Source organism: Pedobacter sp. 01N416 (assembly GCF_056399685.1).
In genome coordinates this window covers 1-23776 of sequence record NZ_JBFTRT010000046.1, presented here as the reverse complement: position 1 = coordinate 23776, position 23776 = coordinate 1, and the positions used below count along the sequence as shown (strand labels likewise).

Annotated in this window: 27 protein-coding genes; 20 read left to right on the top strand and 7 right to left on the bottom strand. The window is 37.7% G+C overall.

Annotation, left to right across the window (positions count from 1 at the left end):
- Positions 1 to 166 precede the first annotated feature (166 nt).
- A complete protein-coding gene (locus AC1DND_RS04390) occupies positions 167 to 1663 on the bottom strand; it encodes an NAD(P)H-hydrate dehydratase (RefSeq protein WP_477579432.1) in 1497 nt (498 codons plus the stop codon).
- A gap of 168 nt (positions 1664 to 1831) precedes the next feature.
- On the opposite strand from AC1DND_RS04390, the gene yiaA reads away from it, so the two are divergent.
- The 16 genes from yiaA to AC1DND_RS04310 all read left to right on the top strand — a co-directional run bounded on the left by yiaA (position 1832) and on the right by AC1DND_RS04310 (position 15190).
- Positions 1832 to 2239 (top strand): inner membrane protein YiaA, encoded by a 408-nt coding sequence (gene yiaA, locus AC1DND_RS04385; RefSeq protein ID WP_029278495.1) that lies wholly within the window; start codon positions 1832 to 1834, stop codon positions 2237 to 2239.
- Between the two features lie 196 nt (positions 2240 to 2435).
- Entirely contained in the window at positions 2436 to 3749 is a 1314-nt protein-coding gene (eat, locus tag AC1DND_RS04380; protein WP_477579430.1) for an ethanolamine permease, read from the top strand.
- Positions 3749 to 5110, top strand: a complete 1362-nt coding sequence (locus tag AC1DND_RS04375; protein ID WP_477579428.1) for a glutamine synthetase family protein — start codon at positions 3749 to 3751, stop codon at positions 5108 to 5110. Before eat ends, AC1DND_RS04375 begins: the two co-directional genes overlap by 1 nt.
- Before the next feature lie 126 nt (positions 5111 to 5236).
- Positions 5237 to 6385 (top strand): iron-containing alcohol dehydrogenase, encoded by a 1149-nt coding sequence (locus tag AC1DND_RS04370; protein WP_477579426.1) that lies wholly within the window; start codon positions 5237 to 5239, stop codon positions 6383 to 6385.
- Positions 6386 to 6485: 100 nt separating this feature from the next.
- The gene (locus tag AC1DND_RS04365) at positions 6486 to 7214 is read left to right on the top strand and encodes a gamma-glutamyl-gamma-aminobutyrate hydrolase family protein (protein ID WP_477579425.1); all 729 of its coding nucleotides are present in this window, start codon (positions 6486 to 6488) and stop codon (positions 7212 to 7214) included.
- A gap of 80 nt (positions 7215 to 7294) precedes the next feature.
- Positions 7295 to 8689 (top strand): aldehyde dehydrogenase family protein, encoded by a 1395-nt coding sequence (locus AC1DND_RS04360; protein ID WP_477579424.1) that lies wholly within the window; start codon positions 7295 to 7297, stop codon positions 8687 to 8689.
- 4 nt (positions 8690 to 8693) lie between these two features.
- On the top strand, positions 8694 to 9161 hold the full coding sequence (locus AC1DND_RS04355; protein ID WP_477579423.1) for a hypothetical protein: 468 nt from the start codon (positions 8694 to 8696) through the stop codon (positions 9159 to 9161).
- 36 nt (positions 9162 to 9197) lie between these two features.
- Positions 9198 to 9578 carry a SpoIIAA family protein gene (locus AC1DND_RS04350; protein WP_477579421.1) on the top strand — a complete coding sequence of 127 codons (381 nt, stop codon included), beginning with the start codon at positions 9198 to 9200 and terminating at the stop codon, positions 9576 to 9578.
- Between the two features lie 115 nt (positions 9579 to 9693).
- Positions 9694 to 10302, top strand: a complete 609-nt coding sequence (locus tag AC1DND_RS04345; protein ID WP_477579419.1) for a hypothetical protein — start codon at positions 9694 to 9696, stop codon at positions 10300 to 10302.
- Positions 10299 to 10901, top strand: a complete 603-nt coding sequence (locus AC1DND_RS04340; RefSeq protein ID WP_477579417.1) for a hypothetical protein — start codon at positions 10299 to 10301, stop codon at positions 10899 to 10901. Before AC1DND_RS04345 ends, AC1DND_RS04340 begins: the two co-directional genes overlap by 4 nt.
- Positions 10902 to 10934: 33 nt before the next feature.
- Positions 10935 to 11579, top strand: coding sequence for a hypothetical protein (locus AC1DND_RS04335; protein WP_477579415.1), 645 nt, complete (start codon positions 10935 to 10937; stop codon positions 11577 to 11579).
- 335 nt (positions 11580 to 11914) lie between these two features.
- Positions 11915 to 13294, top strand: coding sequence for a beta-N-acetylhexosaminidase (locus tag AC1DND_RS04330; RefSeq protein ID WP_477579413.1), 1380 nt, complete (start codon positions 11915 to 11917; stop codon positions 13292 to 13294).
- 26 nt (positions 13295 to 13320) lie between these two features.
- Entirely contained in the window at positions 13321 to 13530 is a 210-nt protein-coding gene (locus AC1DND_RS04325; protein WP_477579411.1) for an FN3 associated domain-containing protein, read from the top strand.
- 15 nt (positions 13531 to 13545) lie between these two features.
- On the top strand, positions 13546 to 14016 hold the full coding sequence (locus tag AC1DND_RS04320; RefSeq protein WP_477579409.1) for a CYTH domain-containing protein: 471 nt from the start codon (positions 13546 to 13548) through the stop codon (positions 14014 to 14016).
- Between the two features lie 279 nt (positions 14017 to 14295).
- On the top strand, positions 14296 to 14760 hold the full coding sequence (locus tag AC1DND_RS04315) for a BON domain-containing protein (protein WP_477579407.1): 465 nt from the start codon (positions 14296 to 14298) through the stop codon (positions 14758 to 14760).
- A 7-nt stretch (positions 14761 to 14767) separates the two neighbouring features.
- Complete coding sequence (locus AC1DND_RS04310; protein WP_215125288.1) at positions 14768 to 15190, top strand: SH3 domain-containing protein; 423 nt, start codon at positions 14768 to 14770, stop codon at positions 15188 to 15190.
- Between the two features lie 51 nt (positions 15191 to 15241).
- Here AC1DND_RS04310 and AC1DND_RS04305 read toward each other — a convergent pair whose 3' ends face one another.
- The 4 genes from AC1DND_RS04305 to AC1DND_RS04290 all read right to left on the bottom strand — a co-directional run bounded on the left by AC1DND_RS04305 (position 15242) and on the right by AC1DND_RS04290 (position 19615).
- On the bottom strand, positions 15242 to 15877 hold the full coding sequence (locus AC1DND_RS04305) for a response regulator (RefSeq protein ID WP_477579405.1): 636 nt from the start codon (positions 15875 to 15877) through the stop codon (positions 15242 to 15244).
- A gap of 519 nt (positions 15878 to 16396) precedes the next feature.
- Entirely contained in the window at positions 16397 to 17365 is a 969-nt protein-coding gene (locus AC1DND_RS04300) for an FKBP-type peptidyl-prolyl cis-trans isomerase (protein ID WP_477579403.1), read from the bottom strand.
- A gap of 198 nt (positions 17366 to 17563) precedes the next feature.
- The gene (locus tag AC1DND_RS04295; RefSeq protein ID WP_215125285.1) at positions 17564 to 18559 is read right to left on the bottom strand and encodes an FKBP-type peptidyl-prolyl cis-trans isomerase; all 996 of its coding nucleotides are present in this window, start codon (positions 18557 to 18559) and stop codon (positions 17564 to 17566) included.
- A gap of 45 nt (positions 18560 to 18604) precedes the next feature.
- Positions 18605 to 19615 (bottom strand): DHH family phosphoesterase, encoded by a 1011-nt coding sequence (locus tag AC1DND_RS04290; protein ID WP_477579401.1) that lies wholly within the window; start codon positions 19613 to 19615, stop codon positions 18605 to 18607.
- 242 nt (positions 19616 to 19857) lie between these two features.
- On the opposite strand from AC1DND_RS04290, the gene AC1DND_RS04285 reads away from it, so the two are divergent.
- The 3 genes from AC1DND_RS04285 (at position 19858) to AC1DND_RS04275 (ending at position 21745) form a co-directional block, all read left to right on the top strand.
- Positions 19858 to 20277, top strand: a complete 420-nt coding sequence (locus AC1DND_RS04285) for a nucleoside-diphosphate kinase (protein ID WP_477579399.1) — start codon at positions 19858 to 19860, stop codon at positions 20275 to 20277.
- 202 nt (positions 20278 to 20479) lie between these two features.
- On the top strand, positions 20480 to 21253 hold the full coding sequence (locus tag AC1DND_RS04280; protein ID WP_477579397.1) for an FKBP-type peptidyl-prolyl cis-trans isomerase: 774 nt from the start codon (positions 20480 to 20482) through the stop codon (positions 21251 to 21253).
- 318 nt (positions 21254 to 21571) lie between these two features.
- Positions 21572 to 21745: a hypothetical protein gene (locus tag AC1DND_RS04275; RefSeq protein WP_477579395.1), complete on the top strand. Its 174-nt coding sequence runs from the start codon at positions 21572 to 21574 to the stop codon at positions 21743 to 21745.
- Between the two features lie 141 nt (positions 21746 to 21886).
- On the opposite strand, the gene AC1DND_RS04270 is transcribed toward AC1DND_RS04275, so the two are convergent.
- Positions 21887 to 22177, bottom strand: a complete 291-nt coding sequence (locus AC1DND_RS04270) for a DciA family protein (RefSeq protein WP_276900801.1) — start codon at positions 22175 to 22177, stop codon at positions 21887 to 21889.
- Positions 22170 to 23273: a DNA replication/repair protein RecF gene (gene recF / locus AC1DND_RS04265; RefSeq protein ID WP_477579393.1), complete on the bottom strand. Its 1104-nt coding sequence runs from the start codon at positions 23271 to 23273 to the stop codon at positions 22170 to 22172. Before recF ends, AC1DND_RS04270 begins: the two co-directional genes overlap by 8 nt.
- A gap of 105 nt (positions 23274 to 23378) precedes the next feature.
- On the opposite strand from recF, the gene AC1DND_RS04260 reads away from it, so the two are divergent.
- The coding region (locus AC1DND_RS04260) for a hypothetical protein (protein WP_477579391.1) at positions 23379 to 23776 on the top strand (398 nt) is incomplete at its 3' end.

Below are 23776 nucleotides of genomic sequence, written 5' to 3'. Positions count from 1 at the left end.
AATTCATTCAGCGTGTACTCTTTTTGTGCCATAATAATTTGTTTTCCGTTTTTAAGATATCTGTTATTTTAAATATTCCCTTAAACTATAAATTATAAACTAGAAGTATAGTAGATTAATGCCGATTTTTCTCCACAATTGTGGCTAACTGCACACAACAAACAAACTAATTGGATATGAGCACTTTAATTTCTTTAGACACCCTGGCCGCAACCTGAGAGGCGGTAACCACAAAGTGTTCGTGCGCTAAAGCATCGCCTGCTTTTCCATGAATATAACAAGCTAAAATAGCGGCATCTGTTGCGGTATATTTCTGTGCTACAAAGCCTGCAATAATGCCCGTAAGAATATCGCCCATTCCCCCTTGCGCCATTGCCGCATTGCCCGTAGGATTGATGAGTACCTTACCTGTAGGCAGGCAGATAAAAGTATACTGGTTTTTAAGCACGATAACGATCTTCCGTTGTCTGGCCTGTTCTATAGCCTTTTGCACCCTGTCCCACCAATTATCATGTTCACCGAATAACCGATCGAACTCTTTCATGTGTGGGGTAAGAATGGTATTTGCGGCAAGTTTATCCATTAGATCGGGCCTTTCGCCCAGAATATTTAAAGCATCGGCATCAATAATCATTGCTTGGTTGGCCATGACCAAGCTTTCGAGCAGTTTTTCATTCTCAGCCTCTGTACCTAAACCTGGGCCAATAGCAATTGCCTGATATTTCTTGGGGTTCTCTATCCGCGTGTATTCGTCTCTTGGTAGTGCCATTACTTCTGGTAAGGTTGTATTTAAGGCGATTAATCCACTTTGCGGGATACAGGCTGTGGTTAATCCCGCCCCTGCGTGTAAACAGGCCATCGAAGACAATAAAGCCGCACCCATGGTATTGGTATTTCCCGCGATAATCAATGCGTGGCCGTAAGTACCTTTATGGCTGAACAATTTTCGGGGATTCAGGATCTTTTCAATATCACTTTCTTCCACCAAATAAAAATCTGCCTCTTGTTTTTGGATAAAAGCCTCATCCAGATCAATATCAACCACCTCATATTTTTCAGCCGCCATGGCCGACTCAGGGAAGAAAAAGTTAATCTTCGGCCGTTGAAAACAAATTGTTTTATAGGCTTTTATACCGTTGTAATCTTTAGGCAGCTTGCCTTCCGCAAAAAAACCAGTAGGTACATCAACTGCATACACTTTTTTATTCAGCTTGTTAATGACCTGAACCAGTTGTTCATATTCTCCGCTTAAAGGTTTATTTAAACCAGAGCCTAAAATGGCGTCGATAATTAAATCGGCTTTCAGATTCTTTACGTCAGAAACCTGGTTGACAATCGTTTTTTTGCATCTCGTTTCTTCAATCCGTTGTAGGTTGATGGCAAAATCATCGCTTTGTTTTTTACTGAAGTTGATGATGTAAACTTTTATATTCTCGTATCCGTTAGCGATAAGCAAATGGGCAATGGCTAATCCATCTCCACCATTATTTCCTTTCCCGCAGAATATAGCTACGCTTTTATTGGTATCGAACTCATCTCTCAAAAAAGTTTGAACAAAAGCCCTCGCAGCTTTTTCCAACAGATCGATTGATGCTATTGGTTTATTCGCAATCGTAAACTGATCGGCATTACGCATTTGGGCAGAAGTAAGCAATGTTCGCATATAACTAAGATAAGGTTATACAGCTATAATGCCAAAGATGGGATTTTGTTTGATTTTTTATACCCAGGGTGCTAGTATTCCAAAATAATTTAAGGTACTGTCTTTTAATTTTTATACCTTTTGCCAATCTTTAGCGTTGTCTATTGAATTAAATTAAATCTCAAAACAATGAATCAAAAACCATCGAATGCATTCGTGGCAGCTGCCTGGATTGCATTAGGTATCGGAATGATCGGCTTTATTGTAGGCCTATGGCGTTCTGATATGCTTCTTAATGAAAAAGGATATTATTTTACCGTATTGATGTTTGGCCTTTTCGCCGTAATCTCTTTACAAAAAGCTGTTCGCGATAAATTGGAAGGAATTCCGGTTACTGAAATTTATTATGGTATCAGTTGGTTTTCTACGCTCTTAACCATCACCTTATTGGTAATCGGTTTGTGGAATGCTACTTTGCTGCCCAGCGAAAAAGGATTTTATGCCTTTGCCTTTTTACTCTCCTTATTTGGTGCCATTACAGTGCAGAAAAATACGAGAGACAGCCAGATCGTGAATAAAAACCGCGATTCGGAATAGCCAAAACAGCTTATTCTTAACGAATTTTATTAAAACCAATGCCCAGGCATTGGTTTTTTATTTTTAACCAAAAACGAAATATATTATCCCCTTAACTAAAAAATAATTACTACTTTAAACATCAGATACCGAAGCTAATAGTTTATCATTTTCGAGCAAATAATATAAACCTATTTAAATCTTGTAAATCCTGCCAATGGAACAAAAAGATAGCTTAAAAAAAACACTTACCCCTTTTATGTTGTGGGGACTTGGCGTTGGATATGTGATTTCGGGAATGTATTTCGGTTGGAACTTAGGCCTCGAAAAAGGTGGCACACTGGGTATGGCCATTGCAACGGTTGCCATTATGGTGATGTATGTTACCTTTAGCTTTAGCTATGCCGAACTGGCCTGTGCTATACCAAAGGCTGGTGGTGTTTTCGATTATGCCAATACAGCATTGGGCAAAAACATCGGTTTTATTGTCGGTATTGCCCAAATGGTCGAATTTATATTTGCACCACCCGCTATTGCATTTGCCATTGGCGCTTATTTTAATGCCTTCTTTCCACAGGTACCCATTCTTACCAGTGCAATTGCGGTGTACTTTATCTTTACTGCCCTAAATATATACGGTGTAAAAGCTGCAGCTTCGTTCGAAGTAATTATTACCATTTTGGCCGTTGGTGAGCTGTTATTGTTCTCAGGCATTACATTGCCTAAATTTCATGCAGAAAACCTGGTCAATAACAATTTCCCGAATGGCTGGAGCGGTGTTTTTGCTGCCATCCCCTTTGCCATCTGGTTTTTCCTGGGTATTGAAGGCGTTGCAAATGTAGCCGAAGAAACCAAGAACCCACAGCGAGATATCGGCAAGGGTTTTGGTTGGGGCATATTTACTTTGGTTGTTTTATGTGTGCTTGTTTTTATCTCCACCATTGGCATTGGCGGTTGGGAAGCCATTGTGTATAAAAATGGAAAATCGGGCGAAACCTCTGATTCGCCTTTACCACTCGCCCTTTCGATGATCACAGGCGATAACCACCTGATGTATCATTTACTCATCACGGTTGGGTTATTTGGCCTGGTAGCCTCCTTTCATGGATTGGTTTTAGCAGCCGGCCGTTCTACTTACGAGATGGGCCGTGTAAAAAGTATCCCAGCTATCCTCGGAAAAATTTCTCCTAAATTCCAAACACCTGCAAATGCATTAGTTGGCAATATGGTGATTGGTATCATTGCACTTTTATCAGGTAAAACTGCCGAAATTATTATCATTTCTGTATTTGGCGCATTAACTTTATACATCATCTCGATGATTTCGGTAATGGTACTTAGGAAAAACAAACCAGAAATGGCACGGCCTTTCAAAACGCCAATTTATCCGTTATTTCCCATTATTGCCTTAATTATTTCCTGCGTTTCTTTCATCGCAATGCTGATTTATAATCTTAAATTGGGTTTAATTTATTCGGGTATCGTTTTGGGCATATTTCTTCTATATAAAATATTTAAAAAGGCAGATTAATGAATACGAGCAAAGAAATTCTAGATTATGTTAAAAATCATCCTTCTGGAAAAGTAAAATTAGCCGTTGCCGATATCGACGGTATTTTAAGGGGGAAATATGTAGCTGCCGAAAAATTCGCATCCCTGGTTGAAGGCCGATTGGGTTTCTGTGATGTTACCTTTGGTTGGGATGCAGGTGATGTGGCTTATGAAAACGGAAAATATACAGGTTGGCATACCGGCTATCCCGATGCACAGGTTAAAATCGACTTGAGTACCTTTCGGAAAATTCCCTGGGAAAATGACGTGCCGTTCTTTTTGGGCGATTTTATTAACGATCAGGATCAGGCAAATTTTGTCTGTCCGAGGCAGTTGCTAAAGAAAGTAATTGCAGAATGCGAAAGTGAAGGATTTTCGCCCCTTTTTGCACAGGAATTTGAATGGTTCAATTTTTCGGAAACGCCGGAAACAATCCAGGAGAAAGGTTTCGTTAATTTAAAACCTTTAAGCCCAGGCATGTTTGGTTACTCCATTTTAAGGAGCACCTACCGAAACGAGTTTATGAGCGATCTGTTCGAACTGCTAAATAAATTCGATATCCCGATTGAAGGTTTGCATACCGAAACCGGGCCCGGGGTTTACGAAGCAGCCATCAAATATGCTCCTGCTTTGCAAGCTGCAGACCAGGCTATATTATTTAAAACAGCCGTAAAAGAAATCGCATATAAACACGGTATCCTTGCCACATTTATGGCCAAAATAAGCGAAAACTTACCGGGATGCAGTGGTCATGTGCACCAAAGCCTCTGGGATGCAGACAAGAAGATCAATTTGTTCTATGATGAAAAAGATGCAGATAAAATGAGCGAAATAATGAAAAGTTATATCGCTGGTCAATTGCATTGCCTTCCATACCTTTTACCAATGATTGCCCCTACCATAAACAGTTACAAACGTTTAGTTGAAGGCGCATGGGCACCAACTACGGTAACATGGGGAATCGATAACCGTACAACGGCATTACGTGCGCTACCAGGAAGCAAAAAGGCTTCGCGTTTAGAAACCCGGATAGTGGGTTCGGATACCAATCCTTATTTAGCACTTTCGGCCTGTTTGGCGGCTGGAATGTACGGTGTTAAAAATAAATTAAAACTCGAACAACCGGCCACCAAAGGAAACGGATATACCGATTTATCGAACGGCACACTATCGCGTAATTTATTTGAAGCAACGCAAAAGATGAAAAATTCTGATCTGGCCGCAGCATTGTTGGGCGGAGATTTCGTTGATCATTTTACCATGACCCGCGAATGGGAATGCAAGCAATATGCTAAAGTAGTAACCGATTGGGAGCTAAAAAGATATTTAGAAATTATTTAGTTTGTAGAATCGTTATTCTGAACATTAATAGCCATCATTCTGAACTTGACTCAGAATCGTTTTCGGGATAGATGTGACAGCAAAACGCGAACTTGAGAAAACAAAAGGTAACAAAAAACAATTGTCATGATATTTGATAAAATCCATCAGTTTAATTTCCCTACAACCATCCGTTTTGGCGCTGGCGCAGTAAAAGAGTTACCCGCCTACTTAAGCAAGAACAATTTAAAGGCCCCATTAATTGTAACCGACCCCACCATCTCGCAACTTCCCTTTTTTAAAACCATTGTTGAAGATTTAAAGGCAAAGGGTATTGCTGTCGAGGTTTTTAACGACATCCACAAAAACCCGGTAAAAAGTGATGTTTACAAAGGTACTGATGTTTGGGATGCTACCAATCGCGACAGTATAGTTGGTATTGGTGGTGGTGCAGCTTTAGATGTTGCCCGTGCAATTGTACTCCGCGTTAATCACCGCGAGGATTTATTCAAGTATGATGATTTAATCGGCGGCGATATCTACGTAACGAACGATGTTCCACATTTCATCACCATTCCAACTACATCAGGTACAGGAAGTGAGGTTGGCCGAAGCGCAATTATTGCCGATGATGAAACCCACCAGAAAAAAATCCTATTCTCGCCAAAATTAATGGCGCAGATTGTCTTTGCAGACCCGGAGTTAACTATGGATTTGCCGCCCTTTATCACTGCCGCAACAGGTATGGATGCATTGACACATAATATGGAAGCTTATCTGGCTAAAAATTTCCACCCGATGTGTGATGGAATCGCGCTGGAGGGAATTTCGTTAATCAAAGATGCTTTGGAACGGGCAACCAACAATCCTGATTTAGAAAGCCGCAGTAAAATGTTAATGGCTTCGATGATGGGCGCAATTGCTTTTCAAAAAGGTTTGGGTGTAGTGCATTCACTTGCGCATCCGCTTTCTTCATTGTTAGATACCCATCACGGATTGGCTAATGCAGTGAATATTCCTTACGGTATGCAGTTCAATGTTGCTGGTTTTGAAGATCGTTTTAAAAAAATTGCCCGTACGTTGGATCTCAAGGATGAAAATGGTGAAGCCGTTGTAAAATATCTGTTCGATTTAAATACAAAAGTGAATATTCCGCATAAATTGAGTGATATTGGCGTTAAAAATGAACATATAGAAACACTTGCCGATTTAGCCTTTGCAGATTTTGCACATCCAAACAATCCTAAACCGGTAAGCAGAGAAGATTTTAAACAATTGTATTTAACCGCACTATAGATTAGGATTGCTTGATTATAGGATTTTAGAATTATTAACCCATTAAAATCAGTGTAATCTAAAAATCGGTGTAATCACCCCAAAGGAAAAAAATAAATCAGTGGAATTAATTAATATGTCTGATAAAATAATAATTGGTGTTACCGACTGTAGTAAATTCGACATCTATCGGGATTGGGTTTTATCCTACAACAAAAGTGTGGAGGTAATCCAACTGGGGTACAAGCTCAACAATTTCGATGAGGTCAGAAAATGCAATGGTATCGTTTTAACTGGAGGAGAAGACGTTCATCCCCGTTTTTACAATCAGCCTGAATATTATCCTTATTGTTATGAAGATGATATTGATGAAAAACGTGACGAGTTTGAATTTAAGGTTTTAACCTATACCGAAGCCAATTCTGTCCCTGTTTTAGGCATTTGTAGAGGCATGCAGGTGGGTAACGTATTTTTTGGCGGAACTTTAATCCCTGATATCCCAGCCTGGGGAAAATTCGATCATTCAAAAATGCACGATAAATCAGATCGATATCACGAAATCATCGTCAATCCTTCCTCATGGCTGAACCAGATTGTGAATACAGATAAAGGCTTAGTGAACAGTAACCATCACCAGAGCACCGATAAAACAGGGAAAAGTTTGGTGGTGAGCGCAATATCACCAGATGGTGTTACAGAAGCCATGGAGCGGATGGAACCCGAAGGAAAATCCTTTCTGTTATTTGTACAATGGCATCCCGAACGGTTAAAAGACCAGCAAGGACCCTTTAGCAAAAACATACATGAGGCTTTTATTAATGCGATAAAGTTAAATATCAACCACAGATAAAAAGGATAAACACAGATTGTAGTCATTAAGCTAATTTAGGATGTTAGCCCTAAACCCTTTTTAAAAATCTGTGTTCATCTGTGAAAATCTGTGGTAAGAAAATGAATAACATGCAGATCATCAACCCAGCAACAGCAGAAATTATTACCAGTTTAGCGGAAGATAACTCATCTACGCTTCAAACTAAATTAGATGCTTTAAAAAAAGCTCAACCACAGTGGGCCAACAAAACCCTTGGCGAAAGGATTTCGGCTATTGCTCGGTTTAGTGATTTACTAGAAGCTGGCATAGAAGAATTGGCATCGGTATTAACGAGCGAAGTAGGCAAGCCACTCCAACAATCGCGCAACGAAATTAATGGCGCAAGAGCCCGCATCAAATGGATGTTGACCAATGCCGAAAAATACCTGGCCGATGAAATAATGACCGATGAACCAGGACTCAAAGAAATCATTAAATACGAACCGCTGGGTGTAGTTTGTAATATCTCAGCCTGGAATTACCCTTATCTTGTTGGGGTAAATGTATTTATCCCAGCTTTATTGAGTGGCAATGCTGTAATGTACAAACCCTCAGAATATGCCACTTTAACCGGAATCGAGATTGAAAAAATGTTAAAAAAAGCAGGGGTACCTGATGATGTTTTCCATATCGCTATTGGCGCAAAAGAAACGGGAGCGGCATTATTAGAAATGGGTTTTGATGGTTATTTCTTTACTGGCTCTTATAAAACAGGAAAATTTATCTACGAAAAAGTAGCATCGAAAATGGTTCCCTGTCAATTGGAATTAGGTGGAAAAGATCCATTGTACATTGCCGAAGATGTAACCGATGTTGCTTCTGCTGCAGTTGGTACGGCCGATGGCGCTTTTTACAATAACGGACAAAGTTGTTGTTCAGTTGAGCGCATTTATGTGCATGAGAAAAATTATGAAAATTACTTAAATGCCTTTGTTACCGAAGTTAAGAGCTGGAAAATGGGCCAACCAACAACCGATGGTGTATATATTGGCGCCTTAACACGGAAAGAGCAGATTTTGGTATTGGAAAACCAAATTAAGGATGCCTTAAGTAAAGGTGCAACATTATTAACTGGCGGAAAGGCCATTGCAGGAAAGGGCTATTATTTTGAACCAACAGTGCTAACAGATGTTACCAATGATATGCTGGTGATGCAGGAAGAAAGTTTCGGACCGATTATCGGAATTATGAAGGTGAAAGACGATGCAGAGGCCTTAAATATGATGAAAGATACGGACTATGGCTTAACGGCATCGGTTTATACAGCCGATCAGGCAAGGGCTGAAAAAATACTGTCTCAGCTTGACACGGGTTCGGGTTATTGGAATTGCTGCGATAGAGTGAGTGCAGCACTGCCCTGGAGCGGAAGAAAATATTCGGGCATAGGGGCTACATTATCGCATCAGGGATTAAGAGCTTTTACTAAACCAAAAGGCTATCATTTAAGGGGATAACAAAATGTTCTATTTTAAAAAGATACATCTTCTCGATGAGTCAGAGCAGCAAAATCTGGAAAAAGGATTAAGAAGCAAAAGTCTGAAAAGAAGTCAGATGTTAGATTTTGTTTTCGAGACATCAAACATTGGTACCGATAAATATTTTTTGGGTAACGAAGGCAAAAAAGATCTAAAATTAACGCGGATTAAAACCTCCTTCGAAAGTTTTTTCCCAAAGATTATTATAAGCTTCCCTAAAGAAACAGCTACAAAATATTATAAATTTAGATTGTCTATTCTATCAACTGTTACTCTAGGGGTGCTTTCCCTTTTATTGTTCACTTCTTTTTTAGATGTAGTAATAAATCAGAAAAATGCCGAAGCTTTTTTAATAACTACGATATTATCCTTAATTTATTTTTTATTCATTTTACTGGAGTTGAAGATTACAAGAAACAGAATTTATAAGATTACAAATCCTGACAAATGATGTTAATACGATGTCAAAAAATCTAGCTGTATTCTGATGGAAGACAAACAACTTATTGAAGGCGAAATTGCCGATTATTTGTTAACAGATGATGGAATACTCATTTCTTACAGTAAAAGCATTTTACGTACGGTAGAAAATATTTCGGCCAATGTTGAACTGGTGAAGAAAATTACTGCGAATAAGAAAGTTCCACTGTTAATTTACTTAAAAAATTCTCCTGTTCCAGACAAAGAAACACGAAAGTTTTCTACGGAGCAATTGCCTCAAATTTATACGGCTATGGCGATGGTTTCGAAACCCGGTTTAGCCCAATTGATTATGAAGATCCTCTTTAAGTTTCAAACCCCTCCTATCCCAATTAAATCATTTACGGATGACGAGAAAGCTATGGAGTGGTTGAAAAAGTTTTTGTAATTTAAACTTTAATAATATAATTTGCTTTGGTTAATTACCTTGGTTTCTATAACGAAAAACAATATTTTCAAGGCGTTTAATGCTATTTTATTAAATTCACCGATAATTAACGCTCATGAAAAAAAATATCGCATATTGTCTTTTAATCTGTACGGCGTTTTCCTGCCAAGATGCAGAAAGGCCTACAAAAAGTAAAGATGACACCCCTCCTGCACTGGCAGATGAAGAATCTTATAATATCGTTTCGAAGCGGGGCAGAGAAGACCTGATCGACAACCTTTATGCTGAAATAATAGCTAAAGATTTAGCATTAAAAAAAGTTGATGATAACATTAGGGAAATTGAAGATGGCCAAAGCGACTCCTTAAAAAAATTCAATAGCTACGATGAAAAAAACCAAGATTATTTTGTCTCAGCAAATGCCCATGTAAAAGAAATTCAAGACTCCGTTTTAAGAAAAACCTTAACAGCTTTAATCGCTAAAAACATGGAAGCATATAAGGTAAGAACTCTTCAATACAAAAAATTAGCCCGTTCGATTGATACTAAAGCATCATCACTTAACGACTTGTCGCTAGCTTTAAAAATTTCTAGAACACTACCATTAATAGAAAAATATCAGAAAGAAAATCTACCGGGTAATAAATCTATTTTAAATTTATCATCCAAAATTGATCAAACCATTAAACTTGCCGATACACTTTACAAGAAGAAGACACAATGATCCCCTTAGAAGACATCCGCAAAAACTATGAAAAGTATGATGATACTACAATTCTAAAAATTATTTCAGGAGCTAAAGGGTTACGAAAAGAAGTTGTAGCCTTATTGAACGATGAAATCATAAAAAGGAATTTAGATACTAAACTGATCAAATTTGTAGAAGAAGAAACTAACCTTTACGAGGGAGTCGAAAGGACGAACTTAATTAACGAGATCAAGAATTCTGTTTGTACCCATTGTAACAATGAAAACGAATTATATGGCTATACCTTTAATACGATAATATCCTACCTGATTTGGTATAATCATGAACAAAAACTTCAAATCATATGTTCAACATGTGCAAAAAGTTTTCGTTTAAAGAGTATGCTCACCACACTTGCATTAGGCTGGTGGTCGAGGCCAGGCCTTTTTGGTACGCCTGCCACACTTATTTCAGATCTCATAGAAATCTTCAGAAAGGAAAAGTACAGCCAGCGGGTAATCGACTATTTCATTGATGAAAATACTGGAAAAATCAGACGTATGGAAAAAGGAAAAGGTATGCTAACAGCTCTTATTAAGAAATTTAACCAAAAAAAGGTAGAATCAGAAGACTAAAATTTGCTATTACACTATTAATAAATTTAATGCATGATCACTCCAGATAGCAATCAGAAGAATTGGTTAATTAAACAGAGCTATTTTGATCGAAAGCCTAAAAATTTATCATTTACGCCACAATCAATACTATTTGGTAGTCAAAAATTATCAGTCCCCACAATAACTGATTTATCTAAAGAAGAGCCTTTAGAATACCGTTTTGGAATTAAATGGATTAGAGGATTTGAATTTATCGTAGGGAGAAAGTATCAATTATTGATTAAGAACAGCGATGGGGAAATGATCAAAATAAGTTTCGGTTCTTATTATGGCATCAATAAAGTCCATTTGTATAATCAATATGCCGAAATATTAAACCAATTATGGGAAAGCTATTTCGATGGGTTAGTGGACCATTATTTAGCACTGTTTAGTCAAAAAACACCATTCATTTTGGCAAATGTGACTTTCGAGGAATCTGGCATCAAAATTAAATCCGCAAACTTTATTAAGGAAGAAGAAAAGTCGTTGCTTTGGCCTGATGTAGGCACCAAAAATTACCGCACCTATTTTGCCATCTTTTCAAAACAAAACCCATCAAATATCAATAAAGGATATAGTTATTTAGATGATTGGAATACGGGAGTTTTATATAGTGTTATTGAAACGATATTAAAAGGATTTGAGGCAAAATAGTCTCAAAAAGGAATCAATAAACAACACTATTTATTCTAAAAGATTCTTCACTGCGTTCAGAATGACAAAAAAATTTACGTGTCTTCACGAACCATCGTAAACTTAGCTCATCGCCTAGTAATGCAACCCATTTGTGGTTAAGTCTTCTACTCCGCTCAGGCTGACAAATCTCTAATTATGGCATAAATTCAATCACAATTTTTATCCAAACCAAACGTTATGCGCTCCGCGCTTTGCTTCTTGTACATTTCCTTCCGCACAAATACCTCCTATTAAAATCTTTTTTAATAAATTGCGGATTATACTTATTCGGTTAACCCGCTTTAATTATTTTAATGAAAAAATTATTCCTGATTATCTCCTGCTGTTTTTTTTCAGCCAATACCTTCGCTCAATCTATTGTTACAGAAACTGAAATCGGCGATTCCGAAAGCGCGGTTGTGCAAACACCAATTGCCATCATCCCCGAGCCTGTATCCTTAATGAAAAAGGCAGGTACTTTTACCTTGCCAGAAAATGTAACCATCCAGACTGTTAAAAGTGGAGAATTAAAACAATCTATCGCTTACCTTTCTGACCGGATTACTACCGCTACAGGGAAATTTGTAAGCACAGTAAGTAATTCAAGTCACCCTACTATTAAACTGATTTTAAACACCCAGGAAGATACTCAACTCGGTAAAGAAGGCTACAGACTAAATGTTAACCCTACTCAGGTTGTAATTACAGCTAACCAGCCTGCGGGTATTTTTTATGGTGTTCAGTCATTGCTTCAACTTTTCCCGGCCGAAATAGAAAGTAAAGAACAGGTAAGCGGCATCAAATGGAAGGCGCCTTGCGTTGATGTAATAGATTATCCGAAATTGGGTTGGAGAGGTTTAATGTTCGATGTAGCCCGTCATTTTTTTACTAAGCAAGAAGTAAAGCAGTTTATTGATGACATGGTGCGTTATAAATTTAACCTGTTGCATTTGCACCTTGCAGATGATGAAGGCTGGAGAATCGAAATTAAAGGCTTGCCTAAATTAACCGAAGTAGGTGCATGGAGTGTTAAAAAAACCGGGACTTTTGGTGATTTTACGCCACCAACGGCGGATGAACCCCGTACTTACGGTGGCTTTTACACACAAGAAGATATTAAGGAACTTGTTCAGTATGCACAAGAACGTTTTGTAAACATATTACCAGAAATCGATGTCCCGGGGCATAGTTTAGCTATTATCGCTTCTTACCCTGAATTATCCTGCACACCCGATGCCGTTAATTATAAAGTGCGCTCAGGCGAGAAAATAATGGATTGGAGCCGTGGTGCGCCTCCAACAGCTTTACTTGATAATACGCTTTGCCCGGCAAACGAAAAAGTTTACGTGTTCTTAGATTCGGTACTTACCCAGGTAGCGAAACTTTTTCCTTTTGAGTACATCCATATGGGTGGTGACGAAGCACCTCATAATTTCTGGGAAAAGAACGACCAGGTTAAAGCCTTAATGCAAAGAGAAGGTTTAAAAACCATCCCTCAGGTTCAGGCATATTTTGAAAAACGTGTAGAACAGATCGTAATTTCGAAAGGCAAAAAATTTATGGGCTGGGACGAAATTCTTGAAGGTGGTGTATCGCCAACAGCGGCCGTAATGAGCTGGAGAGGAATGAAATATGGTATCCAGGCAGCGAACGAAAAACACAATGTGGTAATGAGTCCGACTGATTTTGCATAGTGAAACGCAGTGCAGATAAACAATTAATGATCGAGTTAACTCCAGAAATAGACGGTCTGGATATCTACTATAGCTTCGACAACTCTACTCCCGATCGCTTTTATCCGAAATATACAGCCGCATTACAGGTGCCAAAAGATGCCAGTATGTTACGTGTAATTACTTATCGTGGTAAACAACCCATTGGAAGATTGATCAGTATGCCTATAGCCGATTTACAAAAAAGAGCAAGATAAATACAACAAATTATAATGGGTAAAGAAATAGAGCGCAAATTTTTGATCGATCAGCAGCAGTGGGATAACCTGAGCAAACCAGAAGGAAAGCTTTTTAGACAAGGTTATTTACTTAGCGATAAAGATAAAACAGTGCGTGTAAGGGCAACCGAAACCAAAGGCTTTTTAACCATAAAAGGTCAAACGATTGGTGCTACACGAATGGAATACGAATATGAAATCCCAGTTGCCGAGGCCACAGAATTATTAGATAATTTCTCCTTATCTGAACTTTCGAAAACCCGTTACGAAATTCCGTTTAGCGGTAAGGTTTGGGAAGTAGACGTATTCTTAGGCGATAATAAAGGTCTAACTGTCGCCGAAATTGAACTTGATAGTGAAGACGAAATATTCGATCTTCCAGATTGGGTAAGCAAAGAAGTTACTGAAGAAGAAAAATATTATAATTCCAATTTAACAGTTATTCCTTTTAAAGATTGGATTTAATTTTCAGCTCTCGCCTTTTTTTTACACCTGCGAGGGTTATTAGAATGATTTATCATTTCATTCGCGCTAATGGGTTACAATATTAAATCTCGACTAGCCTACTTTCCACTAACCAAAGGCTGTTTAAAAATTATTCATAAATAATTAAAGAAATTCACTTTCTAGTTAAACGCATTTCATATATTAGCTTTATCGAAGTCATCCCGCCGATAAAAAAAGGAAATTACTTTAATTTCTAAGCATTGTATTGTCAAATAATATCAATATAAAACCAAAAGGATGAAAACAACTAAATTATTAATGAGCATGGTTATTGCAACTACACTATTTTTTGTAGGCTGCAAACCAAACGATGCGGCCATCCAAGCTGCAATTCAAGCCAAAGAAGTAGCAGGTATTACGGTGGCCGTTGCCAAAGGCGAAGTAACTTTAACTGGTGAAGTTGATAATGAAGCCACAAAGGCCAAAGCAGAAGAAATCGCAAAGGCAGAAAAAGGAGTGAAAGCTGTAATCAACAATTTAACAGTGAAACCAGCAGATGTACCAGTGGTAATTGCCGAAGACTCCGCTTTAATTAAAAATGTTGCTGATGCAACCAAAGACTTCCCAACGGTGAAAGCTGAGGTTAAAGACGGTGTGGTTCTCTTAACCGGGGAGATAAAAAAAGCTTCTCTAATAACTTTAATGCAACATTTGAGCGCATTAAAACCTAAAAAAATCGACAATAAATTAACCGTTAAATAACCCGACCATGGCATTAGCAGATAAATATAAAACACTAACTGACGCAGCAACTGCGGCAGGTATAGCAGATTTAGCAGTAAGGGAGCAGGATGGGATTTTATACATAGATGGAACCGCTGCCGATGGCGCGACTAAAGACCACCTTTGGGAAGTTTACAATCAGATTGATCCAAATTTTACTTCAGGTGATCTGGTTCTGAATGTAAACGTGGCCATTGATGCAGCGGTTACGCACGCAAAAGTTATCACAGAGAGCAGTAATCTAAATATTCGTAAAGGTCCGGGAACCGATCAACCAATTGTAGGTAAGGCTGCACATGGCGAAGTAATTACCCTTGTAAACAGAAGTAACGATTTATGGTGGCTGGTACGAACTAACGATGGCGAAGAAGGCTATTGTTATGCGCAATATTTAGAAGCGCAGGCTTAAAAACGCGAACAGGTCTCGCAGGGTTCTGAAACTGTGAGGCCTGTTTTAAAATTAAATCAGCTGATGCTCGTGCGCAAAATTCAGCAAACCAACAATTGATTTAACGCCAGTTTTACGCCATATATTTTTACGATGGGTTTCTACTGTATGTTCCGAAATAAATAACATCTTGCCAATATCTGCAGAAGTGTATTCTTTGGCAATTAACCTAATAATTTCTACTTCTCGAGGTGATAAAATATTCGCTTCTCTTGTATGGTTTTCACGCTGGTAACCATTAATAAATTTAGCCGTAATGGAATTTTGTATATAGGTTTCGCCGAGCATAACCTTATTAATTGCTTTATGCAGTTCGTGAAACTTTACATTTTTTAAAAGATAGCCATTTGCTCCAAACTTGATCATTTTAGAAATATTGATAAAATCATCCTGCATGGAAAGCACAATAACTTTTATTTTGGGAAATTCTCTTTTAATCAATTTGGTTAAATCGGCTCCGATCTTCTCGTTAACACTCACATCGGCTACCACAATATCTGGCGTTTTAGCCCTGATCAATTGTTCGGCAAGTGCAGCAGAATTGGCCTCGCCAACAACAACAATACTTTCTGAATCACTTAGAATGGATTCAACATTATCCATTAATGCATCATAATCGTGAATTAAAAAGACCTTGATCTTTTCCATAAAGTTTAGTTTTAACGTTAACTATTTTCACCAGAAATTCAGGCAAAACAGTTTGAAGAGGTTTTAAACAAAAGGTTAATCGCTATTCAAAACCTACCCAATATTCTATCAAAAGCTTTAAATTTTATGTTTTTAACTAAGGTAGGTTGCATTTTGTTCTTAACATATTCCAATAAATTAGCCCCCTGTTTTTGCATAACGGTTGAGTGAAGCCATTTAGAAATACTGCGGTTATTTCTATTGCATGTTGGGAAACGATAAGAAGCCGTTACATGCCTGCAATATCCATCCTTTATAAACAGATTGAAAAATATGCTAAACAGCATCAATTTCAGGCCCAGAAACACAATAGTACTGCTTGAGCGCATAGTAATAATAAAGATGGTTAATTGTTTTGTTAATCTAATTTAAACAAAAATTTCATTTTGCTACTATAATTATCAATTTCTTAATACAAAAAAGCGCAAAGCCAGTATTGAATTTTACTGATCCTTGCGCTTTTATATTGTGATAAGTATCTTATTTGCTTAGCGGTATTGCCACATTTGGTTTAATAATACCTTTCAGTTCTACATCAAACACCAATGGCGTAAATGGATTAATTGGCCCGCCGCCGTTTTCACCAAAACCCAATCTCGATGGCAAAATCATTTTGATCTTACCGCCCACACCAATAAGTTGGATACCCTGAATAACGCCTTGCGGCAATTGCCCTAATGGCAGGCTACGCGGCACATATTGTACACTTTCGGAGAAGATTCCGGCTTCTTTTGCGATTTTAGCATTCGAAGTATCAAAAACATTTAATGTTCCATTCGATTTTTTATTGGTAAACTGGCCTGTGTAGTCCATTAATACCGTATCGGTTAAAGTTGCTCTTTCAGAATTACCCGGAGCAGAAATTACATATTGCAATCCAGATGGCGCAGTAGTTACCTTTAAATCATTCTCGGCMACGTATTTTGCAATTTTAGCAGGCTCTACCACTTTATTTTTTTCATTTAGCGCTTTGTACTCCGACTCAAAGAAAAGTCGTTTCTTCGCTTCGAAAATAGAATCAGGATCTTTCCCTTTATGCAATACTTTCTCAATTTTAATCGTAAAAGAAGCAATGTTTGATTTTAGTCCTTTTGGCTTAGGCTGGCCTGAATATTTCTCCATAGAATCCAGGTTCAATTTAAAAACTGCACTGTCTCCTTCACCGAGCAGTTTCAATCCTGAAGCTAAATCGCCTTTAAACATCGATTTGCTAATGGCAAAGAAAGCCGGGCGCTCATTATCGTAAGTATTTACCATTACCGAATCGGGATTGGTATTGGTTTCTACTGTTTGAACACCATTTAACTTTACATAATCGCCATCCTGAATTTTCGGCTTACCTTCACTTTTATAGATCTTGTAAGTCATATCTCCTTCACCCTTTTCGAATTTGTTACAGGCCGACAGGCCTAGTGCCGCCGCCAAGAGAATAATAATTCCGTTCCTCATTTAAATTTATTTATTAAAAAACAGCAGTTAGATCTTTTTCAAAATGCCCACTATTTTATTAGATCACTACAAAGATAGGTTATAATAAGTTTTTATAAATCTTTGAAACGTTTTATTTCTTGGCTCAGTATTAAAAAATAATAAACAAAAAAAATCCTGCTTAAATAATAAGCAGGATTTTAAAATATTTTTAAGAAATTATTTTTTAACTACAGGAGCAGGCATTTGAACTGGAGCTGCTGCAGCTGGTTTTCCTTTGATAATATCTTTGATTTCTAAATCGAAAGCAATTGGGCTGAAAGGCATGATACCTACCTGAGGTGCACCTTGCTCGCCATAACCTAAGTTAGAAGGGATAATTACTTTAATTTTACCACCTTTACCAATTAACTGTAAAGCTTCAGTAAATCCTGGGATTGTACCGCCAACTGGCATTTTTTGAGGACCGTAAGGTTTACCTGGTTTAAATTCGTTTTCTGCTTTAGCCAATTTCTCATCACTTGTATCGAAGATTTTATATTTACCATCTTTACCTTTTTTAGTTACTCTACCAGTATAATCAATTAATACGGTATCGCCTAAAGCTGGTTTTTCTGCACTGCCTGGTTTTTCTATAATGTAGTGTAATCCACTCGCAGTAGTTTTGGTTTCTAATTTAGTATCTTCTAAATAACTTTTTAATTTAGCAGGTTCGGCAGCTTTCTTTTTTTCTGAAGTAGCTTTGTAATCGGCCTGGAAAAACTCCTGAGCTCTTTTGTTAAAAGTAGAATCAGCTTCACCAGTTTTTTTCTTGAATACTTTTTCGATTTTCACCGTAAAAGTGATGTACTTATCATTTTTGAACTGCTCTGGTTTAGGTTGTTTACTATGAAGTGCCATAGTATCTAAGTTTACTTTAAAAGTAGCACTATCGCCTTCTCCAAACAATGTTAAAACATCGTTCATATCACCAGCATACATTTTTTTCTGTGCAGGAAATACTGCAGGAGTTTCACTATCGAAAGTGCTTGATAAAACTGAATCTTTATCGTTTTTCTGGATAAAATTCATTTTAACGATATCGCCTTCTTTGATTTTCTCGTTACCAGCTGAGTGGTGAATGGTATACAATAACCCACCGGCTCCCTTTTTCTCTTTGTTACATGCCGCTAAACCTAAGGTGGCTGCTGCTAGAATAATAATTCCCTTTTTCATTTATTTAATTTGACTTTTTTAAGTTTATTGTTTTATTTCTTGTGTTTAAGCAATCAATTGTTCTTTATATTCTGCTAATATCGTTTTAAATTCGTTTACTACATCAGCCAAGGGTTTTTCTGTTGCGCCACCTGCTGCATTCCTATGTCCACCGCCATTAAAATATTTTTTACAGATTTCGTTGGCCGGAAAATCGCCTGTAGACCTAACAGATAATTTAACTTTATCCGGACGCTCAATAATTAATGCGGCTAAACGGATGCCATTAATCGATAATGCGTAGTTTACCACGCCCTCTGTATCGCCGGTTGCACTATGGTATTGTGCCAGTTCTTCTTTTGTAACGGAAATAATGGCGGTATTGTATTCTCTTATAACTTCTAACTTGTTCGACAGGCAATAACCCAAAAAGCGCAAACGATTTTCGCTTGCATTATCGTATACCAATTGATGGATTTTCCAGTGCTCGGCACCAAGATCTATCAGATCAGCTGCAATACGGTATACCTCGGCTGTAGCTGATGGAAAACGGAAAGATCCAGAATCGGTCATGATACCGGTGTACAAACAGGCTGCAACATCTTTGTTGATGCCAGCTTTATCCTCCAATTGGTTAACAATAAAATCGTAAACCAACTGCGCAGCAGCACAGGCGTTAATATCCCAGTGGCGGTAATCATCAAAATCTTCAGGTTCGAGGTGATGATCGATCATGATTTTTTTTGCTCCTGCTGCTCTAACCAATTCGCCTAATTCATTAATCCTACTTAGGGCATTAAAATCAAGGCAAAAAATGAGCGAGGCTTCATCCACTAACTTGGCTGCCTTTTCTTGCTCTTCTGTAAAAATAATTACATCACCATTATCTGGCATCCAATGTAGAAAGGTAGGATAATCTGTTGGTGTGATTACCTTAACATGATGGCCTTTTTGAATTAAATATCCATATAACCCCAGAGATGAACCCATCGCATCGCCATCGGGTTTGTGATGCGTGGTGATCACAATTCGTTGTGGCGTAGCCAATAATGTTTTTAATTCAGTTAGTGTAAGCATATATTTTTTGCGCTGCAAAGCTAAGTAAATTTAGATTAGGATTAAAGGATTTTAAGATTAGTAGGATCATAGTTTTAAAAGAGATGGAGATTAACAGGATTATACAGCATAAAAAAAGCTCAGTTAGCCATTTGAAGCCTAATTATCCATTACTAACCTCGATTCGCGACCGAAAAACAATGTTTATTGATTATTCATCAATTAAAACGTATTTTTGCAAAAAATTTGATATCAAAAGCACAATGAGCACTAACAGAACTTTTACCATGATCAAGCCTGATGCAGTAGCAAACGGCCATATCGGATTGATCATTAACGACATTACTAATGCTGGTTTCAAAATCATCGCATTAAAATATACTAAACTTACAGACGAAACTGCTGGTCAGTTCTATGCTGTTCACGCTGAGCGTCCTTTTTACAAAGATTTAGTAAGCTTTATGTCTTCAGGACCTATTGTTGCTGCTATTTTAGAAAAAGACAACGCCATTGAAGATTTCAGAAAATTGATCGGTGCTACTAACCCAGCTGAGGCTGCAGAAGGTACAATCCGCCAGAAATATGCAAAATCAATCGATGCTAATGCGGTTCACGGTTCAGATTCTGATGAGAATGCAGAAATTGAAGGTAACTTCTTCTTCAAAGCAGACGAACGTTTCTAGTTTTCAACACAAAAAACTTACAATAAAACCCCGAATATTCGGGGTTTTATTGTTTTATCTATTTTGTATCTTTCGGCCTTAAAATATAATCCACCATTTTAAACCCGTTTGAATTAATTACACATAAAATAACCAATGAAACCATCATGATTTACAAATAACCCATGATCGCTTCATCACAAATGAAAACAATTTAATACGAATGAAAAGAATTTTTTTAGCGGTATGTCTATCCGGTATCGCTGCTGCATCTTATGCACAAACCAAAACAGCAGCAAAGAAAGCTGTTGCAAAAAAACCAACCACAGCCGCAAGTAAAACATCAACCTTTACAGCGGGTTTAAAATCTACTTTAGATTCTACCAGTTATGCTTTTGGTACTTCTATTGGTGCGGGATTAAAAACAACTGGCCTTTCTACCTTAAACTACGAAGTACTGTTAAAAGGACTAAAAGATGCATTTACAGGAGGCAAGGTTATTTTAACGCAGCAGCAGGCGCAACAATGTATTAATGAGGCATTAGCCAAAGCATCATCAGTAAAAAATAAAGCTGAAGAAGCAGCAAATAAAATTAAATATGCACCAATTATGAAAGAAGGACAAGATTTCTTAGAACAAAACAAAAAACGTGCAGGTGTACAAACAACTGCAAGCGGCTTACAATACGAAGTTTTAACTGCTGGTACTGGCGTTAAACCACAGGCTACCGATTCGGTACTGGTACATTACAAAGGAACATTATTAAATGGAAAACAATTTGACAGCTCTTATGATAGAGGCGAACCGATTTCTTTCCCACTAAACCAGGTAATTAAAGGCTGGACAGAAGGTGTACAATTAATGCCTGCCGGTTCTAAATACAAATTTTTCATTCCATATGATTTAGCATATGGAGCGCGTGGTGCCGGACAGGATATTCCTCCTTACAGCACTTTAATCTTCGAGGTTGAATTGTTAAAAGTAAACGGGAAATAAAAATTTATATTTATGCAGTCGGATATTACCATCTGGCTGTTTTTTTGAACTGGAATTAAAACAGTTCAGTCAAAAAGCATGTTGAATACCGTGTCAGATGGTAACATCTGACACCACAAAAAAAGTAGATTTGAATGTGCGGTCAGATGTTACCATCTGGCCGTTTTTTATTTAAAATATTTCAAAACTGCAATAGTAGGATCAGTAACGTGAAAGATGGTAACAYCTTACACCACGACCAGGACGATTCCAGGCAAATAAGTCATTTACCAAAACTTTCTCCTGTATTCAATGTTAGCTATTACAAATAATATGAATATGAAAAGAGCATTCCCTTTAGTACTGATCGCATTTTTATGCACTACCTTAAGCAGTTGTGAACTCGTAGAAGGTATATTTAAAGCCGGCGTTTGGGTGGGCGTAATTGTAGTTGTAGTAGTGGTTGCACTGCTGATCTGGATTTTATCGAAGGTATTTGGAGGAAGGGGCTAATTTCTCAGCCCAAACTCTTGAGTCTTAATCCAATTCGAATCTGTCACGTTGAGCTTGTCGAAACGCTTGAAACTGCATTAAACAGGTCTTTCGACAGGCCCAGGACGACAATTTTATATTAACTCTACCGTTTCTTTATACTTATAAAAAAACCATATCGGTAATTACCACACTACCGGCGTGTTCATTCAGTTTTTGGATAATGCCCTGGCGAACCATAACCAATTCATTTTTGATTACCGAAGATTCGATGCGTAGGAACAATTTCTTATCGTGGATGTAGATCTGCTTGGTCCTGTTGGCTATGGCGGTGCCCATAATCTCTGGCCAGATAGACAAGATTGAAGTTTCGTCGAATTTACGGCGCAAACGGTATACATCCAGCATTTTGCTGATGGCATCTTTTACTGTAACATCATTGGGTTTACGCATTTTGTATAGTTCCGTTATCTACTTCGAACAAAGTTACATCAACTTCTATTTTTTCAAAAATTGATTTTACCCTTTCTCTTCCTGTATCTGTAATAAATATCTGCCCAAAATCATGGTGGGAAACCATTTGCATCAATTTTTGAACCCGGTTATCATCCAGCTTATCAAAAATATCATCCAACAAAAGCAAAGGTTTAAATCCCTTGTTTTTGGCGAGGTAAGCATATTGGGCAATCTTCAAAGCAATTAAAAAAGATTTCTGCTGACCTTGGGAACCAAACTTCTTTAACGGCATGCCGCTGATCACAAAAGCCAGTTCATCTTTATGGATACCAGTTGTGGTACGCTCCAGTACACGGTCTTTCTCTACCGATTTCTTTAACAGCTCTTCGAAAGTAGCCTCATTCAATTGCGATTGATAATTCAGCGCTACAATTTCCCTGTTTTCGGTAAGGTAGGTATAATATTGGTTAAACAATGGAATAAACTCATCCATAAATGCCTTACGAATAGTGAATATCTTATTGCCGGCTATAATCAATTGCTCATCCAAAATTTCGAGCAGCGTAGGATCGTACTTTCTGGTAATCGCAATTTGTTTTAGCAAAGCATTCCGGTTTAACAGAATGCGGTTATAGGTAATCAGCTGATCCAGATAATGTGCGTCTGTTTGCGAAATAACATTGTCTATAAACTTTCTACGCTCCTCACTGCCTTCCATAATCAGGTTTACATCATAAGGCGAAACCATCACCACCGGAAAAAGGCCAACATGATCAGCCAATTTATCGTATTCTTTTTTATTGCGTTTAAACTGTTTTTTTTGGTTGCGTTTTACCCCGCAGGAAATTTTTTCGTTCTTTTCGTTACGATCAAAATCGCCCTGGATCATAAACACCTCTTCATTGGTTTTGATCTGCTGGCTATCGATGGGATTAAAGTAACTTTTACATAGACAAAGATAGTGAATAGCATCAAGCATGTTCGTCTTGCCAGAACCGTTATTACCCGTAAAAACGTTTACCGTTTCCGAGAAATGGAGATCTGCATCGGTATAGTTCTTGAAATTTAGAAGGGTAATATTTTTTAACCACATAAATATGTCACAAATTTACCGTTTTTTAGCCTCTTAACACCCATTGTTTAAAATAAACGTTAATAACACTTAAAAAAATTGTACTTTCATAGCAAGGAAAATTAGATGGTTGCACAAAAAATGTTAGAAGGGAATGTTCTATGGTCTTACGATCATGAACTAACCAATGAAGAAAGTTCAAGCTGGATTAAAAAAATCGCAGGCTTATTTTCGTTTTTAAAGCCAATTCACAATCACGAAGGCAATATTCTATTGGCCTCGAATGGCCTTTTCATCACCGGAGATGAACAATTGGAACTCCCATTATCTCATATAGAAGAAGTTTACATGGGCTTCGACGATTTATTTCCAGCTTCATCGGCAAAAAACTTCGGCGCATTCTGGCAACCCATTAGAATTAGATCTACGGTGAGCCGCTCCGAAAGCCAAACGGTGTACCTGGTGATTAACCACACTGGTATTTTTAGCGACAACCAAACCTGGTTTAACACACTGATTAGCTT